General features: G+C 68.9%; 17 protein-coding genes. 13 read left to right on the top strand and 4 right to left on the bottom strand.

Translation table 11 applies throughout. The features are described from left to right. Nucleotide 1 precedes the first annotated feature (1 nt). Entirely contained in the window at nt 2-3,262 is a 3,261-nt protein-coding gene (locus G4H71_RS05790) for an ATP-binding protein (protein ID WP_072736033.1), read from the top strand. 62 nt (nt 3,263-3,324) lie between these two features. Beyond that, a complete protein-coding gene (locus G4H71_RS05795; RefSeq protein WP_083342800.1) occupies nt 3,325-5,475 on the top strand; it encodes an MMPL family transporter in 2,151 nt (716 codons plus the stop codon). 144 nt (nt 5,476-5,619) lie between these two features. Here the strand turns inward: G4H71_RS05795 and G4H71_RS05800 are convergent, their stop codons facing one another. Next, nucleotides 5,620-6,468 carry an aldo/keto reductase gene (locus G4H71_RS05800; RefSeq protein WP_072736314.1) on the bottom strand — a complete coding sequence of 283 codons (849 nt, stop codon included), beginning with the start codon at nt 6,466-6,468 and terminating at the stop codon, nt 5,620-5,622. A 153-nt stretch (nt 6,469-6,621) separates the two neighbouring features. On the opposite strand from G4H71_RS05800, the gene G4H71_RS05805 reads away from it, so the two are divergent. Both G4H71_RS05805 and G4H71_RS05810 read left to right on the top strand, forming a co-directional pair. Further along, complete coding sequence (locus tag G4H71_RS05805; RefSeq protein WP_083342801.1) at nt 6,622-7,233, top strand: class I SAM-dependent methyltransferase; 612 nt, start codon at nt 6,622-6,624, stop codon at nt 7,231-7,233. A gap of 59 nt (nt 7,234-7,292) precedes the next feature. Further along, the gene (locus tag G4H71_RS05810; protein WP_072736034.1) at nt 7,293-8,936 is read left to right on the top strand and encodes an ABC-F family ATP-binding cassette domain-containing protein; all 1,644 of its coding nucleotides are present in this window, start codon (nt 7,293-7,295) and stop codon (nt 8,934-8,936) included. A gap of 15 nt (nt 8,937-8,951) precedes the next feature. Here G4H71_RS05810 and fdxA read toward each other — a convergent pair whose 3' ends face one another. After that, a complete protein-coding gene (gene fdxA / locus G4H71_RS05815; protein WP_072736035.1) occupies nt 8,952-9,275 on the bottom strand; it encodes a ferredoxin in 324 nt (107 codons plus the stop codon). A 154-nt stretch (nt 9,276-9,429) separates the two neighbouring features. Here fdxA and G4H71_RS05820 point away from each other — a divergent pair, with 154 nt between their 5' ends. The 5 genes from G4H71_RS05820 (at nt 9,430) to G4H71_RS05840 (ending at nt 13,939) form a co-directional block, all read left to right on the top strand. Further along, complete coding sequence (locus G4H71_RS05820; RefSeq protein WP_072736036.1) at nt 9,430-9,738, top strand: helix-turn-helix transcriptional regulator; 309 nt, start codon at nt 9,430-9,432, stop codon at nt 9,736-9,738. Then, a complete protein-coding gene (locus G4H71_RS05825) occupies nt 9,722-10,273 on the top strand; it encodes a hypothetical protein (RefSeq protein ID WP_072736037.1) in 552 nt (183 codons plus the stop codon). The genes G4H71_RS05820 and G4H71_RS05825 overlap by 17 nt, the downstream gene beginning before the upstream one ends. A gap of 65 nt (nt 10,274-10,338) precedes the next feature. Then, nucleotides 10,339-11,235: an ABC transporter ATP-binding protein gene (locus tag G4H71_RS05830; RefSeq protein ID WP_072736316.1), complete on the top strand. Its 897-nt coding sequence runs from the start codon at nt 10,339-10,341 to the stop codon at nt 11,233-11,235. Next, on the top strand, nt 11,232-12,428 hold the full coding sequence (locus tag G4H71_RS05835) for an ABC transporter permease (protein ID WP_072736038.1): 1,197 nt from the start codon (nt 11,232-11,234) through the stop codon (nt 12,426-12,428). The genes G4H71_RS05830 and G4H71_RS05835 overlap by 4 nt, the downstream gene beginning before the upstream one ends. A 20-nt stretch (nt 12,429-12,448) precedes the next feature. Next, nucleotides 12,449-13,939: an acetyl-coenzyme A carboxylase carboxyl transferase subunits beta/alpha gene (locus G4H71_RS05840; protein WP_072736039.1), complete on the top strand. Its 1,491-nt coding sequence runs from the start codon at nt 12,449-12,451 to the stop codon at nt 13,937-13,939. A gap of 15 nt (nt 13,940-13,954) precedes the next feature. On the opposite strand, the gene rox is transcribed toward G4H71_RS05840, so the two are convergent. After that, nucleotides 13,955-15,394, bottom strand: a complete 1,440-nt coding sequence (gene rox, locus G4H71_RS05845; RefSeq protein ID WP_072736040.1) for a rifampin monooxygenase — start codon at nt 15,392-15,394, stop codon at nt 13,955-13,957. Between the two features lie 277 nt (nt 15,395-15,671). On the opposite strand from rox, the gene G4H71_RS05850 reads away from it, so the two are divergent. The 3 genes from G4H71_RS05850 to G4H71_RS05860 are packed head-to-tail and all read left to right on the top strand — an operon-like array spanning nt 15,672 to nt 17,557. Then, a complete protein-coding gene (locus tag G4H71_RS05850; protein ID WP_072736041.1) occupies nt 15,672-16,052 on the top strand; it encodes an ArsR/SmtB family transcription factor in 381 nt (126 codons plus the stop codon). A 35-nt stretch (nt 16,053-16,087) separates the two neighbouring features. Next, nucleotides 16,088-17,140 (top strand): ACR3 family arsenite efflux transporter, encoded by a 1,053-nt coding sequence (gene arsB / locus G4H71_RS05855; RefSeq protein ID WP_072736317.1) that lies wholly within the window; start codon nt 16,088-16,090, stop codon nt 17,138-17,140. 3 nt (nt 17,141-17,143) lie between these two features. Beyond that, nucleotides 17,144-17,557, top strand: a complete 414-nt coding sequence (locus G4H71_RS05860) for an arsenate-mycothiol transferase ArsC (protein WP_072736042.1) — start codon at nt 17,144-17,146, stop codon at nt 17,555-17,557. A 10-nt stretch (nt 17,558-17,567) separates the two neighbouring features. Here G4H71_RS05860 and G4H71_RS05865 read toward each other — a convergent pair whose 3' ends face one another. Further along, a complete protein-coding gene (locus G4H71_RS05865) occupies nt 17,568-17,969 on the bottom strand; it encodes an ArsI/CadI family heavy metal resistance metalloenzyme (protein ID WP_072736043.1) in 402 nt (133 codons plus the stop codon). 100 nt (nt 17,970-18,069) lie between these two features. Here G4H71_RS05865 and G4H71_RS05870 point away from each other — a divergent pair, with 100 nt between their 5' ends. After that, entirely contained in the window at nt 18,070-18,429 is a 360-nt protein-coding gene (locus tag G4H71_RS05870; protein WP_072736044.1) for an Rv2640c family ArsR-like transcriptional regulator, read from the top strand. Nucleotides 18,430-18,454 lie beyond the last annotated feature (25 nt).

Genomic DNA, 18,454 nt, shown 5'->3' on the forward strand with positions numbered 1-18,454 from the left:
CATGGTGCGTTTTCGAGTGCTCGGGGGTCTCGAGGCACGAGGTGAGGACGACCGCCCGATCTCGCTCGGTGGCCCCCGCCAGCGAGCAGTCGTGGCGGTGCTGCTGGGTGCACGCGGCGAGACGGTCCCCACCGACCGGCTCGTGGAGGACGTGTGGGACGGCGCGCCACCGCCTCGTGCGCTCGGCGCCCTGCAGGCGTACGTGTCGAACCTGCGTCGCGCCCTGGAACCGGACCGTCCGCCGCGCGCACCGGCGACGACGTTGACCACCCGCCCGGGCGGCTACGCGATCGATCTTCCCGACCGGGCGGTCGACGCCTGGGAGTTCGAGGATCTCGCCCGCCGCGCCGCCACCGTCACCGAACTCCAGGGCGCCCTCGCCCTGTGGCGCGGTCCCGCCTATCCCGAGTTCGCGGCCTCCTCCTGGGCGATACCGGAGACGGCACGGCTGGACGAGGTGCACGTCGCTCTTCGCGAAAGACTCGCCGCCGGATACCTTTCCGCGGCCACCGCCGATCGGGCGGTGCTGCTGGCGCAGGAGTTGACGCGAGAGCACCCACTGCGTGAGGAGGGATGGCGTCTGCTCGCCCTGGCCTTGCATGCCACCGGGCGACGGGCCGAGGCTCTCGCCCGGATCCGCACCGCCCGCGCACTCTTCGCCGAGGAACTCGGGCTCGATCCGGGGCCGGCCCTGTCCGCCGTGGAGTCCCGGATACTCGACGGGACCCTCGCCGGCGACGGTTCCCCCACCCCGGCTCGGGCCGTGGCGAGCCGGGGTGCAGCGGTGTTCGTCGGCCGTGACGCCGAGCTGGAGACGCTGATGCGGGCGGCGGACGAGCCGGGGGCACTGGCAGTGATCGGCGGTGAGGCAGGCTCGGGCAAGAGTGCCCTGCTCGACCGCTTCCGATCCCGCCTCGACGACGCGGGCCGGCTCACCGCGGTGGGGCGGTGCCCCGAGTTCGACGGAGCGCCCTCGGCCTGGGCATGGGTGGAGATCCTGCGCGAGATCCGCCACACGGTGGCCCCGGGGTCCGCGGCCGCATCCCTCGCGCCGCTCCTCGAGCTCGGCGGTGCACCGCCACCCGGCGTGCCGGCGGCCGACGCTTCCGTCGGGCGTTTCCTGCTGCACCACGCCGTCGGCGACTACCTCGAGACAGCACTGTCCCACCGGCCGACCGCACTGATCCTCGACGACCTGCACCGCGCGGACGCCGAGACACTCGCACTGCTCACCCATGTCGCCGAACGACGGCTGCCGCTCCTCGTGGCCGTCGCCTACCGTGCGGACGAACCGGGCTCACGGATCGAGACGGCACTCGCGGACCTCGCCCGCTTCTCCCCGACCCGCGTTCGGCTGGGTGGTCTGGACGTCGATTCGGCAGCCACACTGATCCGGCGCGTCGCGGGCCGGGCGACCGATCCGGCGACGGTCGCGGCACTGACCGAACGCACCGGGGGTAACCCGTTCTACCTGCAGGAGAGCGCCCGCCTCCTGGCCGCGGAGGGCGAACTGGTCGCCACCTCGGAGGTACCGGACGGGGTCCGGGACGTCCTACGGCGGCGGATCGCCCAGCTTCCCGAGGCATCCGCCTCGGTGCTGCGGCTCGCCTCCGTCGTCGGACGGGAGGTGCCGGTCGATCTCCTCACCGCCGCATCGGATCTCGACGAGAACGCGGTGCTGGATGCCGTCGAGGACGGACTGGGCGCGCGATTGGTGACCGAACCCGAGCCCGGCATCGTGCGGTTCGGCCATGCCCTCGTCCGCGAGACCCTCTACAGCGATCTGAGCCGACTGCGCAGGCACCGATGGCACGAGCGGGTCGCGGCCGCGATCGAGCACCTCGATCCCACCGACAGCTCCGCTCTGGCCCACCACTATTCGGCGTGCCTGTCCCCGGACACTGCACGAAAGGCACTCGTGCACAATATCTCTGCCGCCGAACAGGCCGCTCGGCGGTTCGCGCACGACGGAGCGATCGACTTCCTCGAACGAGCACTGACCGCCACCGAACACCTCCCCGACGACGACACGCCACCCCCGGACCAACTCGTAGACCTGCTCACCGAGCTGAGCCGCACCCAGTTGTCCGCGGGCATGAGCTCTGCCGGGATGCTCACCCGCGCACGTGCTCTCGCGGTCGCCGATCGTCACGACCGCCGGGACCTCGCTGCCCGGATCCTGGCCTTCGTCGACACCCCCACCCCCTGGGTCAACCGGCGGTACGGCGCCGTCGACCGGGACACCGTCGCGGTCGCCGAATCCCTCCTCGACGAGGATCTCGACGCCCCGCTCCGGTGCCGGCTGCTGATCACGCTGGTCCACGAGCTCGGCGGCGAGGACGCCACACGCACCCTCGCGGCGGCACGCACCGCCGAGCTCCTCGCACGGGACATCGGCGACCCCGAGCTCCTGGGCCTCACCCTCAACGCACTCCACTGCGGCACAGGATCGTTCCGGAGCCTCGTCACCGGCGACGACATCGCGGACGAAGTACTGCGCATCGGCGAGGACCACGGCCTCCCGGTGTTCACGATGCTCGGGCACAGTCTGCACGCCTGGCAGTGCGCCGCGGCGGCCGACCTCGCCGCCGCGGAGTGGCACGCCACCCGCCAGTCGGAGCTCGCCGACCGATACCGGTGGCACCAGGCGAGGGGCACCGCCGCGATGTTCCGCGGGCTGCTCGCCCACATGAGGGGTGATCTCGCCGGGGCCGAGGAACACTACCTGCGTGGGCACGAGCTCATGGACCGGGCGGGACTGGACGCGGACAGCATCCTGGCGCTGGCCACCCTGACGATGTGGTTGACACAGGGCCGCGAGGGCGAATTCGAACTCGTCGCGGACACCGTCGACAGCGATGCGCCCGACGTCGTCACCGACCTGCTGGCTCTCGCACAGGCCGCGAACGGACGGATCGACGTGGCACGCCGCACCCGCGAGGCCGTGCTGCCCGTCCGCCGTGACTTCTTCCACGGACTGATGCTCGCGCTGCGGGGCATCGTCGTCGCGCGCGTCGGCTCGGGAGCCGAAGCGGAGGCCGTCTACACCGAGCTGTCGGCCCGCTCCGGCCAGGTGGGTGGCGCGGACACCGGCGCCTATGCGATCGGCCCGGTCGACACCGTTCTGGCCGATCTCGCCGAGGTCGCCGGACGGCCCGGTGACGCCGCCCGGCACCGCACCCTCGCGTACGAGGTGGCCCGTCGCTGCGGCTGCCCACAGTGGATCGAGGCCGCCGAACGTCGCCTCCACCAGCATTCCTAGACGTCTGCAAGCAGTACGGGGCATTCTTTTCGCCTGCCGTTCCCGAGAGAGGACTTCACTCGATGAGTGCACTACTGGCGCGTGTGGGCCGCTTCGCGGCGGATCACCCGTGGCGAGTGATCGTGACCTGGGTCGCGCTCCTGTTCGTCGTGTTCGGCGCAGTGGCGGCGGTCGGCGGTGAGACCCGCGACGACTACACGATCGAGGGAATCCCGGCGCAGCTGGGCACCGACCTGCTCACCGAACGCTTCCCGGAGACCTCGGGAGCGGATGCCCGCGTCGTCCTACACAGTTCCGACGGAGCGGTGGACCGGGGCGTGGTGAGCGAGGTCTCCGAGCGCCTCCGTGCGATGCCGGGAGCGGCGCAGGTGACGCCACCACGCGTGTCCGGCGACGGCAGCATCACCTTGATCGGCGTGTTCTACGACATCCCGGTCACCGACTTCACGGGCAGCGAGGGAGTCGACGCGCTCGAGGCCGCCGCGAACCCGGCCACCGAGCAGGGAATCCACGTGGCCTTCGGCGGGCAGGTGCCGGAGAACATCTCGAAACCCTCCGGGATCGCCGAGGCGGTGGGCATCACGGTCGCGCTCGTCATCCTCCTGTTCGCATTCGGCTCGGTCGTGGCCGCCGGGCTGCCGATCGCCGTCGCACTGATCGGTGTGGGAATCGGGACCGGGCTGATCATGCTCCTGGCCGGCTTCTCCACGGTGAGCACGCTGGCGCCGACGATCGCCACCATGGTCGGTATCGGCGTCGGGATCGACTACGCCCTGCTGCTGGTCACCCGATATGTCGAAGGGCTGCGAGCCGGAATGCCGGCGCCCGAGGCCGTCGCCGCCGCCAACTCCACCGCCGGGGTGTCGGTGGTGTTCGCGGGAACCACAGTCCTGGTGTCACTGCTCGGGCTCCGCCTGGCGGGACTGCCGATGTTCGAGTCGTTCGGCTACGCCACGTTCGCGATGGTCGGCGTCGTCATGCTCACCTCCGTCACCCTCGTCCCGGCGCTGTGTGCGCTGGCGGGACCGCGAGTTCTGGGCCGGGCGAGTGCCCGGCTGCGCTCACGGCCTGACACGGGCCCGACCCTGACGTACCGGTGGGCCGTCCGAGTCTCCCGTCACCCGCTGCTGTGGATGCTCGCCGCACTCGGACTGCTGCTCCTGCTGGCCGCCCCGGTCCTGGATCTGCGGACGTGGCCCCAGGATGCGGGCAGCCAGCCGGAGTCGAACACCGCACGGCAGGCCTACGACCTGGTGCACGACGGCTTCGGGCCGGGCGCGAACGGGCCGCTGGCCGTCGCGGTGGACCTCGAGCAGGTCCCGGCGTCCCAGCTGAGCGCCCTGTCGACCACTCTCGGCGCCGATCCCGGGGTCGCGGGCGTGGCACCCGCCCTCGTCAACCCGGACGGCACGGCGGCCCTGATCCTCGTCGAGCCCACCACGGGCCCGAGCGATCCGGAGAGCACCGAGTTGCTCGGCCGGATCCGCGGTGAGCTGCCCGAGGGTGTCCACGTCACCGGGCTCACGGCGACGTTCGCCGACATCTCGGACCGCCTCTCCGAGCGGCTGTGGCTGGTGATCGGCTTCGTCGTGGCCGTCTCGGTGGTGCTGTTGACGATCGTGTTCCGGGCCCCGCTGGTGGCGGTGAAGGCGGCGGCGATGAACCTGCTGTCCGTGGCCGCCTCGTACGGCGTTCTCGTCGCGGTGTTCCAATGGGGTTGGGGTGCACAGTTACTCGGGCTCCCCCACGCGGTTCCGGTGTCGAGCTGGGTGCCGATCCTGCTGTTCACGATCCTCTTCGGCCTGTCGATGGACTACGAGGTGTTCCTGCTGTCCCGGGTACGGGAACGGTGGCTCGTCACCGGCGACCCGCGCTCGAGCGTGGTCGAGGGCCTCGCCTCCACCGGCCGGGTCGTCACCTGTGCGGCGGCCATCATGATCGCGGTCTTCGCCGGCTTCGCGCTGGACCCGGACGTGACGGTGAAGATGATGGGTGTCGGTCTCGCGACTGCCGTCTTCATCGACGCCACGATCGTCCGGATGGTGCTGGTGCCGTCGACGATGTACCTGCTGGGCGGCGCCAACTGGTGGCTGCCTGCCTGGCTCGGCCCCACCCGTCCGACCCCACCGAATCGTGACGGGGCGGTACGGGACGGTCACGACGCCCGCGAGCCCCGGCCCGTCACCACCACCGCACCCCCTCCCCCTGGGTGAAGGGCACCTTCGACCGGTCTGACGAGGCGTAGGCCACCTTCACCCGGACAGAGGGGGCGGGTGAAGGTGGCCTCGGTGGGATCTCGAAGGAGGTGAGATCTCGTAGGAGGTGAGATCTCGAGGGAGCAGCGCGGCGAATCCCGTTCAGGCTCCGAAAGTTTCCGGATCCGGGCCGATCCGGCCGTCGGGCGTGGACAGGTGCGCGATGGTGGTGACCTCCTCCGACGTGAGCGCGAAATCGAAGACGTCGAAGTTCCCGGCGATCCGCGAGGGCGTCACCGACTTCGGGATGACCACGTTGCCGATCTGCAGATGCCACCGGATGATGACCTGCGCCGGGGTCTTGCCGTGTGCCTGGGCGATGGCGGTGATGGTGGGATTCTCGAGCAGGGTTCCCTGCCCCAGCGGGCTCCACGCCTCCGTCGCGATGCCCTTACCCGTGTGATAGGCGCGCAGTTCCTCCTGCGTGAATCCCGGGTGCAACTCGATCTGGTTGATCGCCGGCACCTCGCCGGTCTCGGCGACGAGCACGTCGAGGGTCTCGGGCGTGAAGTTCGAGACGCCGATGGTCACGGCACGCCCCTCGTCCCGGATCCGCTGCATCGCCTTGTAGGTCTCGACGTACAGGTGCTTCGACGGCATGGGCCAGTGGATGAGATAGAGGTCGACGTAGTCGAGGTCGAGCCGGCTCAGGCTGGCGTCGAACGCCCGCAGGGTCGAGTCGAACCCCTGCTCCGAATTCCACAGTTTCGTCGTGACGTACAGGTCCTCCCGCGCGATACCCGAGTCCCCGATCGCCCGTCCGACGCCGGTCTCGTTGCCGTACACGGCGGCGGTGTCGATACTGCGGTAGCCGGCCTCGAGCGCATTCGTCACGACGGAATACGTCTCGTCCTCGGGCACCTGGAAGACCCCGAACCCCAACGCCGGAATGACCTTCCCGTCGTTGAGCACGATCGTGGGCACCTGACTGTTACCACTGTTGTAGGTCATACCTGAGGGTAACCGGACGGTGACCGGACCCGCGGCCACCAGCGCGGAACCGGAGCGTCGACGTGCGGCGACGCGATTCCGGCCGGAGGTGTCAGGGACGGACATTCGGGGTATTACCGACCAGCAGGTCGGGAAGGAGGCGTGGTGAGCCTCATGTATCGGATGATGTACCGCCTGGGGTGGGCCCCCTGGGAGCACGGCGCCGAGCGGTTCGAGCGCGACGTCGACCGGCTGTTCTCCCCGGAACCCCGATTCGGGTGCGGTACCTACACCAAGCCGGAACCCGGCCGGGCCCTCGACATCGGCTGCGGCCGCGGCTACCACGCCGTCGAACTCGCCAGGCGAGGATGGGACGTGACCGCGATCGACGTCGTGGAACGGGCACTGGAGCAGGGCCGGCGACGGGCGCACGGGGCCGACGTCGAGATCGACTTCCGCCGGGTGGACATCACCGACCCCGGAGACGCACTCGACGGCGGCTACACCCTGCTGCTCGACGTCGGCTGCTATCACGGACTGAGCCACGAGGAGCGCACCGCGTACGTCGAGTCGGTCGGGCGCCTCGCCGCTCCCGGAGCGTCGCTCCTGATGTTCGCCTTCGGACGCGGCTACCGCGGACCACTGCCGAGTGGGACGTCCCGGGCCAACATCGAACGGCGATTCACCGAATGGACGCTCGTGGCCGACACCGATGCAGACACCGACTGGCTACCGCCGCCGCTGCGGTCCGTCGATCCCCGCTGGTTCCTGCTGGTCCGCTCCTGACTCGCAGGACGTGGACCTGACGTCGCCCCCGGCCCGGCGTACCCGGATACTCGACGGTCGTGACGGCAACTCTTCGCATCGACGGTCTCGGCGCCTCGCGCGGTGACCGGACCCTGTTCTCCGGACTCGACCTGACCGTGGCCGCGGGCGAGGTGGTGGGCCTGGTCGGTGCCAACGGGGCCGGGAAGTCGACGCTGCTGACGACACTCGCCGGGATCGGGAACGCGGAGGTGACCGGGACCGTCACGCGCACTCCCGCCGACGCGACGATCGGCTACCTCGCGCAGGAACCGGACCGGATCGCCGGGGAGTCGGTGCTGGGATTCCTCGCCCGTCGCACCGGTGTCGCCGACGCGGAGACGGTGATGAACACCGCAGCGGAACGGCTCGGCACCGACGATGCGTCACCGCACGAGGACGAGTACACCCCGGCCCTGGAACGGTGGCTCTCGCTCGGCGGCGCCGACCTCGCCGAGCGCGCCGAGAAGGCGGCCGCGGACGTCGGCCTCGGTGTCCCCCTGGAAACCCCCATGACCGCCCTGTCGGGAGGTCAGGCCGCCCGTGCGGGGGTGGCGAGCCTGGTGCTGGCGCGGTTCGACGTCCTCCTGCTCGACGAACCGACCAACGATCTCGACCTGGCCGGGCTCGAACTCCTCGAACGTTTCGTCGCCGAGACGCGGGTGGCGATCGTGGTGGTCAGCCACGATCGGGAGTTCCTCGCCCGCACCGCGACGTCCGTCGTCGAACTCGATCTGGCCCAGCAGAAGATCGACGTGTACGACGGCGGGTACGAGTCCTACCTCGCCGAGCGGGAGGTCGCCCGCAGGCATGCGCGCGAGGCGTACGAGGAGTACGCGGACACCCGCGCATCGCTCGAGGATCGCGCGCGGATGCAGCGGAACTGGATGGAGCACGGCGTCCGCAACGCCCGCCGCAAGGCGAAGGACGGCGACAAGCTCGGGAAGAACCTGCGCGCCGAATCCACCGAGAAGCAGGCTGCCAAGGCGAGGCAGACCCAGCGCCGGATCGAACGCCTCGACGTCGTGGAGGAACCCCGCAAGGAGTGGGAGCTGCGGATGGAGATCGCGGCGGCACCGCGCTCGGGCGCGGTGGTCGCCACAGCGGACGGCGCGCTCGTCCGGCGCGGCGGTTTCGTTCTGGGCCCGATCACCACCGAGGTGAACTGGGGCGATCGGATACTGGTGACGGGGCCGAACGGGGCGGGAAAGACCACCCTGCTGGGTCTGCTGCTGGGCCGGATCGCACCCGACGAGGGCCGCGCAGCCCTGGGTTCCGGCGTCCTGATCGGCGAGATCGACCAGGCACGGGCGCTGTTCACCGCCGAGGAGACGGTGTCGGAAGCTTTCGCGGCACACGTACCCGACTGGCCGGACGCCGAGGTACGGACCCTGCTGGCGAAGTTCGGTCTCCGCGGCCCTCAGGCCCTGCGCCCCGCCGCCTCACTCTCCCCCGGTGAGCGCACCCGTGCGGCATTGGCACTCCTGCAGGCGAGGGGCGTGAACCTGCTGGTCCTGGACGAGCCGACCAACCACCTCGATCTGCCGGCGATCGAACAACTCGAGCAGGCGATGGACCGGTTCGACGGCACCCTGCTACTGGTCACCCACGACCGCAGAATGCTCGACTCCACCCGCAGTACGAGGCGCTGGCGGGTGGAGTCGGGACAGCTGTCGGAGGTGTGACGGAGCGCGGAGCCGTCAGTCTTCGCCCATGGGCGGGAGCGCCTTGACGAACGGTGGGTCGTAGTCGACCTTGCCGAGCTTGGCGGCTCCGCCCGGCGAGCCGAGATCGTCGAAGAAGTCCGCGTTGGCCTTCGTGTACTCGACCCACTCGTCCGGGACGTCGTCCTCGTAGAAGATCGCCTCCACGGGGCACACGGGCTCGCAGGCGCCACAGTCCACACACTCGTCGGGGTGGATGTAGAGCATCCGGCCACCCTCGTAGATGCAGTCGACGGGGCATTCTTCGATGCACGCCTTGTCCAAGACATCGACGCAAGGTTCTGCGATGGTGTACGTCACGTCCGCGATCCTGACCTTTCCTGCCTCGTGGATTCGCGCCCAACCGGGCGAATCGACGACTTCCAGTCTGCCACCTCCGGAATCAGCCTCCCGCTAAGGCAAACCTCATACGAAGACATTGACAAAGCGTTGTGTTTTTACAACACTATGATGCATGTCTCCGGTCCGACGGGGAGAAACACTCCCCATTCACAACAGGATTGCAGTCCTGCGCGCCGAGCGCAGGATGAGCCGGGCCCGATTGGCCGAGCTCGTCGGCGTCAATCCTCAGACCGTGGGCGTACTCGAGCGAGGCGACCACTACCCGAGCCTCGACCTCGCCTTCCGCATCTGCGCGGTGTTCGAGCTTCCGGTGGAGGCCGTGTTCTCCCGCAGGGAGTTCGGCCCGCTGTCCACCGAGTTGTATCGCCGTCCCCCGATCGAATCGACACGAGGAGCCGAGGACGATGACCTCACCGGCTGACACCAGTCTGCTCGGGCGCTATCAGCAGCACCGCACCCGGCAGTTCCTGAAGCAGGAGGACCAGTTCCGCACCTGGCTCCCGGGCTGGCGCACCCAGGCTCGCCGCCGTGTCCTGGTCGTCGTCCTCGCCGCCACATTCGCCTTCGTGTTCGCGGTCGGGGTCGTCTGCCTCTTCGACATGATCGTCGGACCGCTGCTGTGGCTCGTCGCCGTGGCAATCTTCCTCCCCACCTGGACGATCCTGCAGATCGTCTCCGGACGGCAGAGTGACGCCCCTCGGGACGCCCTCGACGAGTGGGAGATCCAGCAGCGCAACAGCGCACGCTCCATCGGACTCACCGTCACCCAGGTGCTCACGATCTTTCCGGCCATCTTCCTGGTGGCCTCGGCGGCGTTCGAGTCCTCGGGCCGAGCCAGCACCTACGCGGGTGGCCTGTGGGTGCTGACGACGCTCATCATCGGCGGGTGCACCCCTGCGATGATCCTCGCGTGGACCCGCCCCGACCCGGAACCGGAGGACGCCACGGAACGCTGAGCAGGAACCTCCACCCGAGAGCCACCATCACGAACACCGACGACCGCACCCCAGGGAAGGACCTCATGCCCGAGACCCTCACGATCGACGGACTGTCCAAACGCTACGGCGACGTCATCGCGCTCGACGACCTGAGCTTCGACGTCCGGCCCGGGGAGCTGTTCGGCTTCGTCGGCAGCAACGGCGCCGGGAAGACCACCACGATGCGGATCGTGCTCGGCGTGCTGTCCGCCGATTCCGGACGCGCCCTCCTCGGCGGCCGGGACATCGACCTCGACGTCCGCCGCACCATCGGATACATGCCCGAGGAGCGTGGTCTGTATCCGAAGATGAAGGTCGGCGCCCAGTTGGCGTACCTGGCCGAACTGCACGGCCTCTCCCGCGCCGAGGCGCGGGAGGCGGTGGAGCGCTGGACCGAACGGCTCGGGATCTCCGAACGCGTCGGCGACACGGTCGATTCCCTCTCGCTCGGCAACCAGCAGCGAGTACAGCTCGCGGCGGCCCTCGTGCACGATCCCGCGGTACTCGTCCTCGACGAGCCCTTCTCCGGGCTCGATCCGGTGGCGGTGGACGTGATGAGCGACGTGCTGAAGGAGAAGGCCGCCACCGGTGTTCCCGTGATCTTCTCGAGCCACCAGCTGGACCTGGTCCAACGGCTGTGCCACCGCGTCGGGATCATCGGCAGGGGCCGCATGCGCGCCCTGGGCACCGTCGACGAACTACGCGGCTCCGGTAGCACCCGGCTCGAGGTCCACGCCCCGGACGCGCCCGTCGGCTGGGCCGCTCATCTGGACGGCGCCACCGTCCTCGAACACCGCGAGGGACGCACCGTCCTCGAGCTCGCACCGGGCACCGACGACCAGACCGTCCTGCACGCCGCACTGAAAACCGGCCCGGTCCACGAATTCTCCACGCACCGGCCGTCCCTGACCGAACTGTTCCGAGAGGTGGTGGCCGCATGAGCGCCCCGCTGAGTCCGGCCCGCGCGATCGCGCTGGTCGCCCGTCGCGAGTTCATCACCCAGGTCGTCAAGCGCAGCTTCGTCATCTCGAATGCCATCGTGCTGGTGGTCATCGTCGGCGGCATCATCGCCTTCTCGATCTTCTCCGGTGGCGACGACGAGGACGCGACCATCGGCCTGGTCGGTGACCAGGCACTGGCGCCCGTCCTCGTCGCCACCGGCGACGCGATCGGTACGCCCGTGGACGTCAGCGAGATCGGTTCCGCCGACGAGGCCAGGGACCGCGTCCGTGACGGTGACCTCGACGTCGCCGTCCTCACCGAGCCGTCCGGCGCCGCCACGGCCGTCACGAACGAGGAGATCGGCGCGAACCTGCGTGCCGTCGTCGATTCGGCTGTCGCCCAGAACGCCCAGGCGCGGGCACTCACCGAGCAGGGCGTCGACTCCGCCGCGCTCGCCGAGGCCACCTCGCAGGCCACCGTCACCGTCGAGGCACTCGACCCGCCGGACCCGGAACAGGGGCAGCGGGTGGCACTGTCCGTGACGGTGGTCATCCTGCTGTACATGCAGATCCTCGGATTCGGCATGTACGTCGCGATGGGCGTCGTGGAGGAGAAGTCGAGCCGCGTCGTGGAACTGCTGCTGTCGACACTGCGGCCGCTGCAGCTGTTGTGGGGCAAGGTGATCGGCATCGGTGCGGTCGGACTGCTCCAGCTGGTGGTGTACGGGATCGCCGGCGTCGCGACGGGGCTGGCCACCGGGGTCCTCACCGTCACGGGCACCGCATTCGGTGTCCTGTTCGGCACCATCGGATGGTTCGTCCTCGGCTTCGCGTTCTTCGCCGTCCTCTATGCGGCCGCCGGATCGATGGTCTCGCGTCAGGAGGACGTGAACGCCACCGCGACACCGCTCATGCTGGTCATCCTCGCGATGTTCTTCAGCGCCTTCACCGCGATCGGCAACCCCGACGGCACGCTGAGCAACGTACTGAGCTGGATACCTCCGTTCTCCGCCATCCTCATGCCGCTGCGCATCGCGGCCGGAGTGGCGAGCCCGGCGCAGATCGTGGGCACCGCCCTGTTGATGATCGCGGTCACCGCCGCACTCAGTGTGCTGGCCGCGAAGATCTACCAGCGGTCGATCCTGCGCATCGGCAAGGTGGTGTCGTGGAAGGAAGCGCTCGGACGATCCTGATCCTCCGCTAATCTCGCGTCATGGCCACCCGCATCGCGGCTCGCGAGATCCTGGATCTGGTGCTCGATCCCGGGAGTTTCGTCTCCTGGGATCGAGCACCCGTCGACACGAGCCCGGGCGCCGCGTACCGCGCCGATCTCGAGCGGGCGGCCGAACGCGCCGGAACGGACGAGTCGGTGATCACCGGTGCCGGCACGGTGCGGGGTCGCACCGTCGCGGTGATCGCATGCGAATTCTCGTTCCTCGCCGGATCGATCGGGGTCGCTGCCGCCGAGCGGATCACCGCCGCGATCGAACGCGCCGGCGCGGAGCGGCTTCCCCTGCTCGCCTCCCCCACGTCGGGTGGCACCCGGATGCAGGAGGGCACCGTCGCATTCGTGCAGATGGTGAAGATCGCGGCCGCTGTCGCCGCGCACAAGGCCCTGCACCTGCCGTACCTCGTCTATCTGCGCAATCCGACGACCGGCGGCGTGTTCGCCTCCTGGGGCTCGCTCGGCCACATCACCGTCGCCGAACCCGGCGCCCTGGTCGGATTTCTCGGGCCCAGGGTGTACCAGGCGCTCTACAACGAGCCGTTCCCCGAGGGCGTGCAGACCGCGGAGAACCTCTACCGCAACGGCGTGATCGACGGGGTGGTTCCCGCCCGGCGACTGCGCACGCTCGTACACCGGGTGCTCCGTGTCCTCGTCGACGCCCCCTCGGCACGAGACGACGCCGCGCCCGACCGGGAACCGATCCCCGACCGGCCGGCGTGGGCGTCGGTCCTGCTGTCCCGACGCCCGGATCGCCCCGGCATCCGGCAACTCCTGCGCCATGCGGCCACCGAACAGGTCCCGCTCAGTGGAACGGGGCAGGGCGAGGCCGACCGCACCGTCCTCCTCTCGCTCGCCCGGTTCCGCGGCGTGCCGTGTGTCCTGCTCGGCCAGGACCGCAGCGGGCAGTCCCTGCGGCACACGATGGGGCCGGGCGCCCTGCGCGAGGCACGCCGGGGCATGAAGCTCGCCGAGGAGCTGCAACTTCCCCTGGTCCTGGTGATCGACACCCTCGGGGCGGCGTTGTCGAAGGAAGCCGAGGAGCGTGGGCTGGCACCCGAAATCGCCCGATGCATCAGTGATCTGGTCACGCTGCGAACTCCCACGGTCTCGGTGCTGCTGGGGCAGGGCACAGGCGGCGGAGCGCTCGCCTTCCTGCCCGCGGATCGTGTCGTCGCCGCCCAGAACGGCTGGCTCGCACCGCTTCCTCCCGAGGGGGCCAGTGCCATCGTTCACCGGGACACCGCGCATGCCCCGGACATGGCCGCCGCCCAGGGGATCCGATCCCTGGACCTGCTGCGCGACGGGATCGTCGACACGATCGTCCCGGAGCTTCCGGACGCCGCCGACGAGCCGGTGGACTTCGCCAAACGAGTGGGCAGCGCCATCGCCTCGTCATTGCACGCCCTCGCCGCGTCGCCCGCGGAGGAACGGATGTCCGCACGCCTGGGCCGCTACCGCGGACTCGGGCTTCCCTGAGCCAGTGATGTTCCCTCACCCGGTCGCGGCGCCGAACCATCGCGCGAGTGGACCGGCCAGCGCCCGCTGATCGTCACCGACCCACGCCACGTGGCCGTCCGGCCGTAGCAGGACCGCCGGTACCTCCAGTTCGGCTCCGGCGTCGACGACATGATCGACTCGGTCCGTCCAGCCCGCCACCGAGAGCTGACCGGTGCGGTCGACCAGCAGCCCCCGGCCACCGCGCATCAGTTCGTAGAGGCGACCGCGGCCGAGATCGACGTCGCGGAGCCGACGACCGAGCAGTGGGTGCCCCTCACCGAAGTCGTAGCGAATCGCTGTCGCGGTGATCTTCTCGATCAGATGCCGGTTCACGTCCTCGAAGTCCATCAGCTCCGACACCAGGCGGCGCACCGCCTGGGCACCGGGATCGAGGGACATCAACTGCATTTGGGCACGAGTGTTGTCCAGCACGTCGGAGGCGACCGGGTGCCGTTCGGTGTGGTAGCTGTCCAACAGGCCGGACGGCGCCCAGCCGCCGACCACGGCTGCCAGTTTCCAGCCGAGGTTGAACGCGTCCTGGATCCCCAGGTTGAGCCCTTGCCCTCCGGTCGGCGGGTGGATGTGCGCGGCGTCGCCCGCCAGCAGCACCCGGCCCACCCGGTAACGCTCGGCCTGCCGCGTCGCGTCGCCGAACCGGGACAGCCAGCGGGGCGAGTGCGCACCGAAATCGGTACCGGCGACCACCCGCATCTGCTGCCGCACCTCGTCCAGGGTCGGCCGGACCGTGCGATCTCCGGCGACCCCTTCGGCGGGCACGACGACACGGTATACACCTTCTCCGAGAGGCGTTGCACCGAAACGTAGTTGGGTCCTTCGTACCTCGGACACCACTGCGCCGATCGTCTCCGGATCCGCGGCCAGCTCCATCTCTCCCAGCAGCGTCTCGGTCCTCGAGGGCTCGCCGGGAAAGCCGACACCGAGTAGTTTGCGCACCGTGCTGCGTCCACCGTCGCAGCCGACGAGATAGCGGGCACGGACCTGCCTCCGGAGCGATCCCGGGCCGGAGACCTCAGCCGTCACGCCGTCGTCGTCCCGGCTCAGGCCGACCAGTTCGGAACTCCAGCGTATTTCGGCGCCGAGCGCGGTGGCGTGCTCGAGCAGCAGACGATCGGTGGTGGTTTGCGGAATGCCGAGAACGTACGGATACGAGGTGTCGAGATGCTCGGGCGCGGGCTTGGGAATCCCGGCGAAGAAGCCACCGACCGGGTACTGCCTGCCGAGTTCGAGAAACCGTTCCAGCAGGCCGCGCTGGTCCATGATCTCGATACTGCGCGCGTGGAGGCCGAGAGCTCGGACGACCTCGGTCGGCCGCGCTTCCTTCTCCAGCACGAGCACCTGCACTCCGCGCAGCCGCAGCTCGGCGGCTGCCGTCAAGCCTGTCGGCCCCGCTCCGGCAATGAGCACATCGATCATGACAATCCTCGACTCTGCGTTGGTGAAGTAGCCGATTCCGTGAACGTTCCGAGCGCACCTGCCGCCTCGGACTTTCGGCCTCGGCCAGCGATTCTGGCGCATGCCCCCGGTCTTGCCACAAGCCCCGGGGTGCGCGGTAGGTTGAAGGTGCGGAGCCGCTCTCATCGGACTCCGCAGGTCACAGCAGGTCACAGCAGGTCACAGCAGGTCACAGCAGGTCACAGCAGGTCACAGCCCGAGAATGGCCGGCTGGTTCGAAATATGTCAATATTGACCGGTGTCGAATCAAGGGGAACTGACGCCGTCCGGCCAATCCTGTGTTCCGCTGGTGCGCGAGCCGCTGTCCGCGGAGTCGTCCGCCCAGCTGGCCACAGCATTCAAGGCGCTCGGCGACCCGGTGCGGTTGCGATTGTTGAGCTTGGTGGCCAGCCACGAGGGCGGCGAGGCGTGCGTGTGCGACATCTCCGGTTCGTTCGATCTGTCGCAGCCGACCATCTCGCACCATCTGAAGATCCTCCGGGAGGCCGGGGTCCTGGACTGCGAGCGCCGCGGCACGTGGGTGTACTACCGGGTGGTCGCGCCTACTCTTGCCCAGCTGTCCGCCGTGCTGTCTCCGGAATCGTCGTCCCCACGAGCACAAGCACCGACACTCCGGTGACCAGGACGGACCGGCCCGCCGCGGTCGTCGGCACGATGTCCGTACTCGACCGGTTCCTGCCGGTGTGGATCGGCGGCGCCATGGTGGTAGGCCTCCTGTTCGGCAGGATGGTTCCCACGCTCGGCGAGGCTCTCGGGCGAGTGGAGCTCGACGGGATATCGCTGCCCATCGCCGTCGGGCTGCTGGTCATGATGTATCCGGTGCTCGCGAAGGTTCGCTACGACCGGCTCGACACCGTCACCGGCGACCGCCGCCTGTTGATCGGCTCCCTCGCGCTCAACTGGGTCGTCGGCCCGGCGTTGATGTTCGCGGTCGCCTGGCTACTCCTTCCGGACCTTCCGGAGTACCGGACCGGGCTGATCATCGTCGGCCTGGCGCGCTGCATCGCGATGGTGATCATCTGGAACGACCTCGCGGGTGGGGACCGGGAAGCCGCCGCGGTACTCGTCGCGATCAACTCGGTGTTCCAGGTGATCATGTTCGCCGGTCTCGGCTGGTTCTACCTGTCCGTGCTGCCGGGGTGGCTGGGACTGGAACAGGCCACCATCGACACCTCACCGTGGCAGATCGCGAAGTCGGTGCTGATCTTTCTGGGCATCCCACTGGTCGCCGGCTACCTCACCCGCCGATACGGCGAGAAAGCCAAGGGCCGCACCTGGTACGAGGACCGGTTCCTTCCCCGGATCGGACCGTGGGCGCTGTACGGATTGCTGTTCACGATCGTCGTGCTGTTCGCACTGCAGGGCGACCAGATCACCTCGCGGCCACTGGATGTCGTGCGTATCGCGGTTCCGCTGCTGGTCTATTTCGTGGTGATGTGGGGCAGCGGCATCCTGCTCGGCGCCGCGATGGGGCTCGGATATGCCCGCACCACCACTCTCGCGTTCACCGCCGCGGGCAACAACTTCGAGTTGGCGATCGCGGTGGCGATCGCCACCTACGGCGTGAGCTCCGGCCAGGCGCTGGCCGGGGTAGTCGGACCGTTGATCGAGGTCCCCGTACTGGTCGGCCTGGTCTACGTCGCCCTCGCACTGCGCGCACGCTTCCCCGATACACGCCGAGCACCGGCACTCACGAAGGAGTTCTGAACGATGCTTGCCACCGCGAGCGTGCTGTTCGTATGCGTCAAGAACGGCGGAAAATCACAGATGGCAGCCGGTCTCATGCGCGTGGCAACGGCCGATACCGTCGAGGTCCACTCGGCCGGAACCCGCCCCGGCAGCGAGATCAACGCTCTCTCTGCCGAATCCCTGATCGAAGTCGGGATCGACATCACCGACGAACGTCCGAAGCCGCTCGATCCCGACCTGATCCGCCGAGTGGACGTCGTGGTCACTCTCGGCAGCGAAGCGCGCGTCGATGTCGGGCCGGGAGTCCGGCTCGAGAACTGGAACATCGAAGAACCGTCGTTGCGCGGTGTCGACGGGATCGAGCGGATGCGACTGATTCGGGACGAGATCGCCACTCGCGTAGACGATCTCGCCACACGACTACTCGACGAGTGACGGCGAGCCGCTACCGCACGTCGGTCGCGGCGCTCGAGCCGAACGTGTCCGAATCCGACAGCACCGTGTACACCTCCCACCGCTCCCCATCCGGAGCGGTGACCCAGACCTTGTCCTGGGTGGCGAAGCAACATGTCGCACCGATCTCTTCGTCGGTGAACAGTCCCTCTCCGCTCAGGCGTGCGATTTCCTCGTGCACTGCCGCCGACGATTCGACCTCGACACCGAGATGGTTGATCGTGCCTCCTCGGCCCGGGTTCTCGAGCAACACCAGTTTCAACGGCGGGTCCGCGACGACGAAGTTCGCATAGCCCGGCTTCAGTTTCGCCGGACGGGTGCGGAACAGCGCGGAATAGAACGCGACCGCCTTCGGCAAGTCGTCGACATCGAGAGCGAGTTGAGCGCGTGACATGAGACAGCCTCCAGGTGTGTGACATATGTCGAATAGGTACGCAGGCAAGGCTGACGACCTTTTCGACATATGTCAATAGATCTCGCGTAGGATCGAGCACATGCCCAAGGCGCTGCCGACCATCGACGTGAGCTCACCCGTCTGCTGCAACCCCATATCGGCCGCGCCGATGAACGACGACGCAGCACTCCAGGTCGCACTGCGCCTCAAGGCCCTGGCCGACCCGGCACGGATAAAGCTCATGTCGATCCTGCTCACCACGGAGAGCGGGGAGATCTGCACCTGCGATCTGGCCGCCGGCATCGGCCTCACCGAATCAACCGCAAGCCATCACCTCGGCCAGCTCCGCAAGGCCGGCATGGTCGAGTCCACTCGCCGAGGCATGAACGTGTATTACAGCGCCCGCAGAGACGCTCTCGACGCCCTCCGCTCGATCCTCGACCCGAACTGCTGCACTTAACATTTCGCCGGACACCCACTCTTGT

The organism is Rhodococcus triatomae (genome assembly GCF_014217785.1).
GTDB classification, from domain to species: Bacteria; Actinomycetota; Actinomycetes; order Mycobacteriales; family Mycobacteriaceae; genus Rhodococcus_F; species Rhodococcus_F triatomae.

Coding starts and splice junctions, on each gene's coding strand:
- G4H71_RS05790 (WP_072736033.1), top strand. CDS start 2: ATGGTGCGTTTTCGAGTGCTCGGGGGTCTCGAGGCACGAGGTGAGGAC.
- G4H71_RS05795 (WP_083342800.1), top strand. CDS start 3,325: ATGAGTGCACTACTGGCGCGTGTGGGCCGCTTCGCGGCGGATCACCCG.
- G4H71_RS05800 (WP_072736314.1), bottom strand. CDS start 6,468: ATGACCTACAACAGTGGTAACAGTCAGGTGCCCACGATCGTGCTCAAC.
- G4H71_RS05805 (WP_083342801.1), top strand. CDS start 6,622: ATGTATCGGATGATGTACCGCCTGGGGTGGGCCCCCTGGGAGCACGGC.
- G4H71_RS05820 (WP_072736036.1), top strand. CDS start 9,430: ATGTCTCCGGTCCGACGGGGAGAAACACTCCCCATTCACAACAGGATT.
- G4H71_RS05825 (WP_072736037.1), top strand. CDS start 9,722: ATGACCTCACCGGCTGACACCAGTCTGCTCGGGCGCTATCAGCAGCAC.
- G4H71_RS05830 (WP_072736316.1), top strand. CDS start 10,339: ATGCCCGAGACCCTCACGATCGACGGACTGTCCAAACGCTACGGCGAC.
- G4H71_RS05835 (WP_072736038.1), top strand. CDS start 11,232: ATGAGCGCCCCGCTGAGTCCGGCCCGCGCGATCGCGCTGGTCGCCCGT.
- G4H71_RS05840 (WP_072736039.1), top strand. CDS start 12,449: ATGGCCACCCGCATCGCGGCTCGCGAGATCCTGGATCTGGTGCTCGAT.
- rox (WP_072736040.1), bottom strand. CDS start 15,394: ATGATCGATGTGCTCATTGCCGGAGCGGGGCCGACAGGCTTGACGGCA.
- arsB (WP_072736317.1), top strand. CDS start 16,088: ATGTCCGTACTCGACCGGTTCCTGCCGGTGTGGATCGGCGGCGCCATG.
- G4H71_RS05860 (WP_072736042.1), top strand. CDS start 17,144: ATGCTTGCCACCGCGAGCGTGCTGTTCGTATGCGTCAAGAACGGCGGA.
- G4H71_RS05865 (WP_072736043.1), bottom strand. CDS start 17,969: ATGTCACGCGCTCAACTCGCTCTCGATGTCGACGACTTGCCGAAGGCG.
- G4H71_RS05870 (WP_072736044.1), top strand. CDS start 18,070: ATGCCCAAGGCGCTGCCGACCATCGACGTGAGCTCACCCGTCTGCTGC.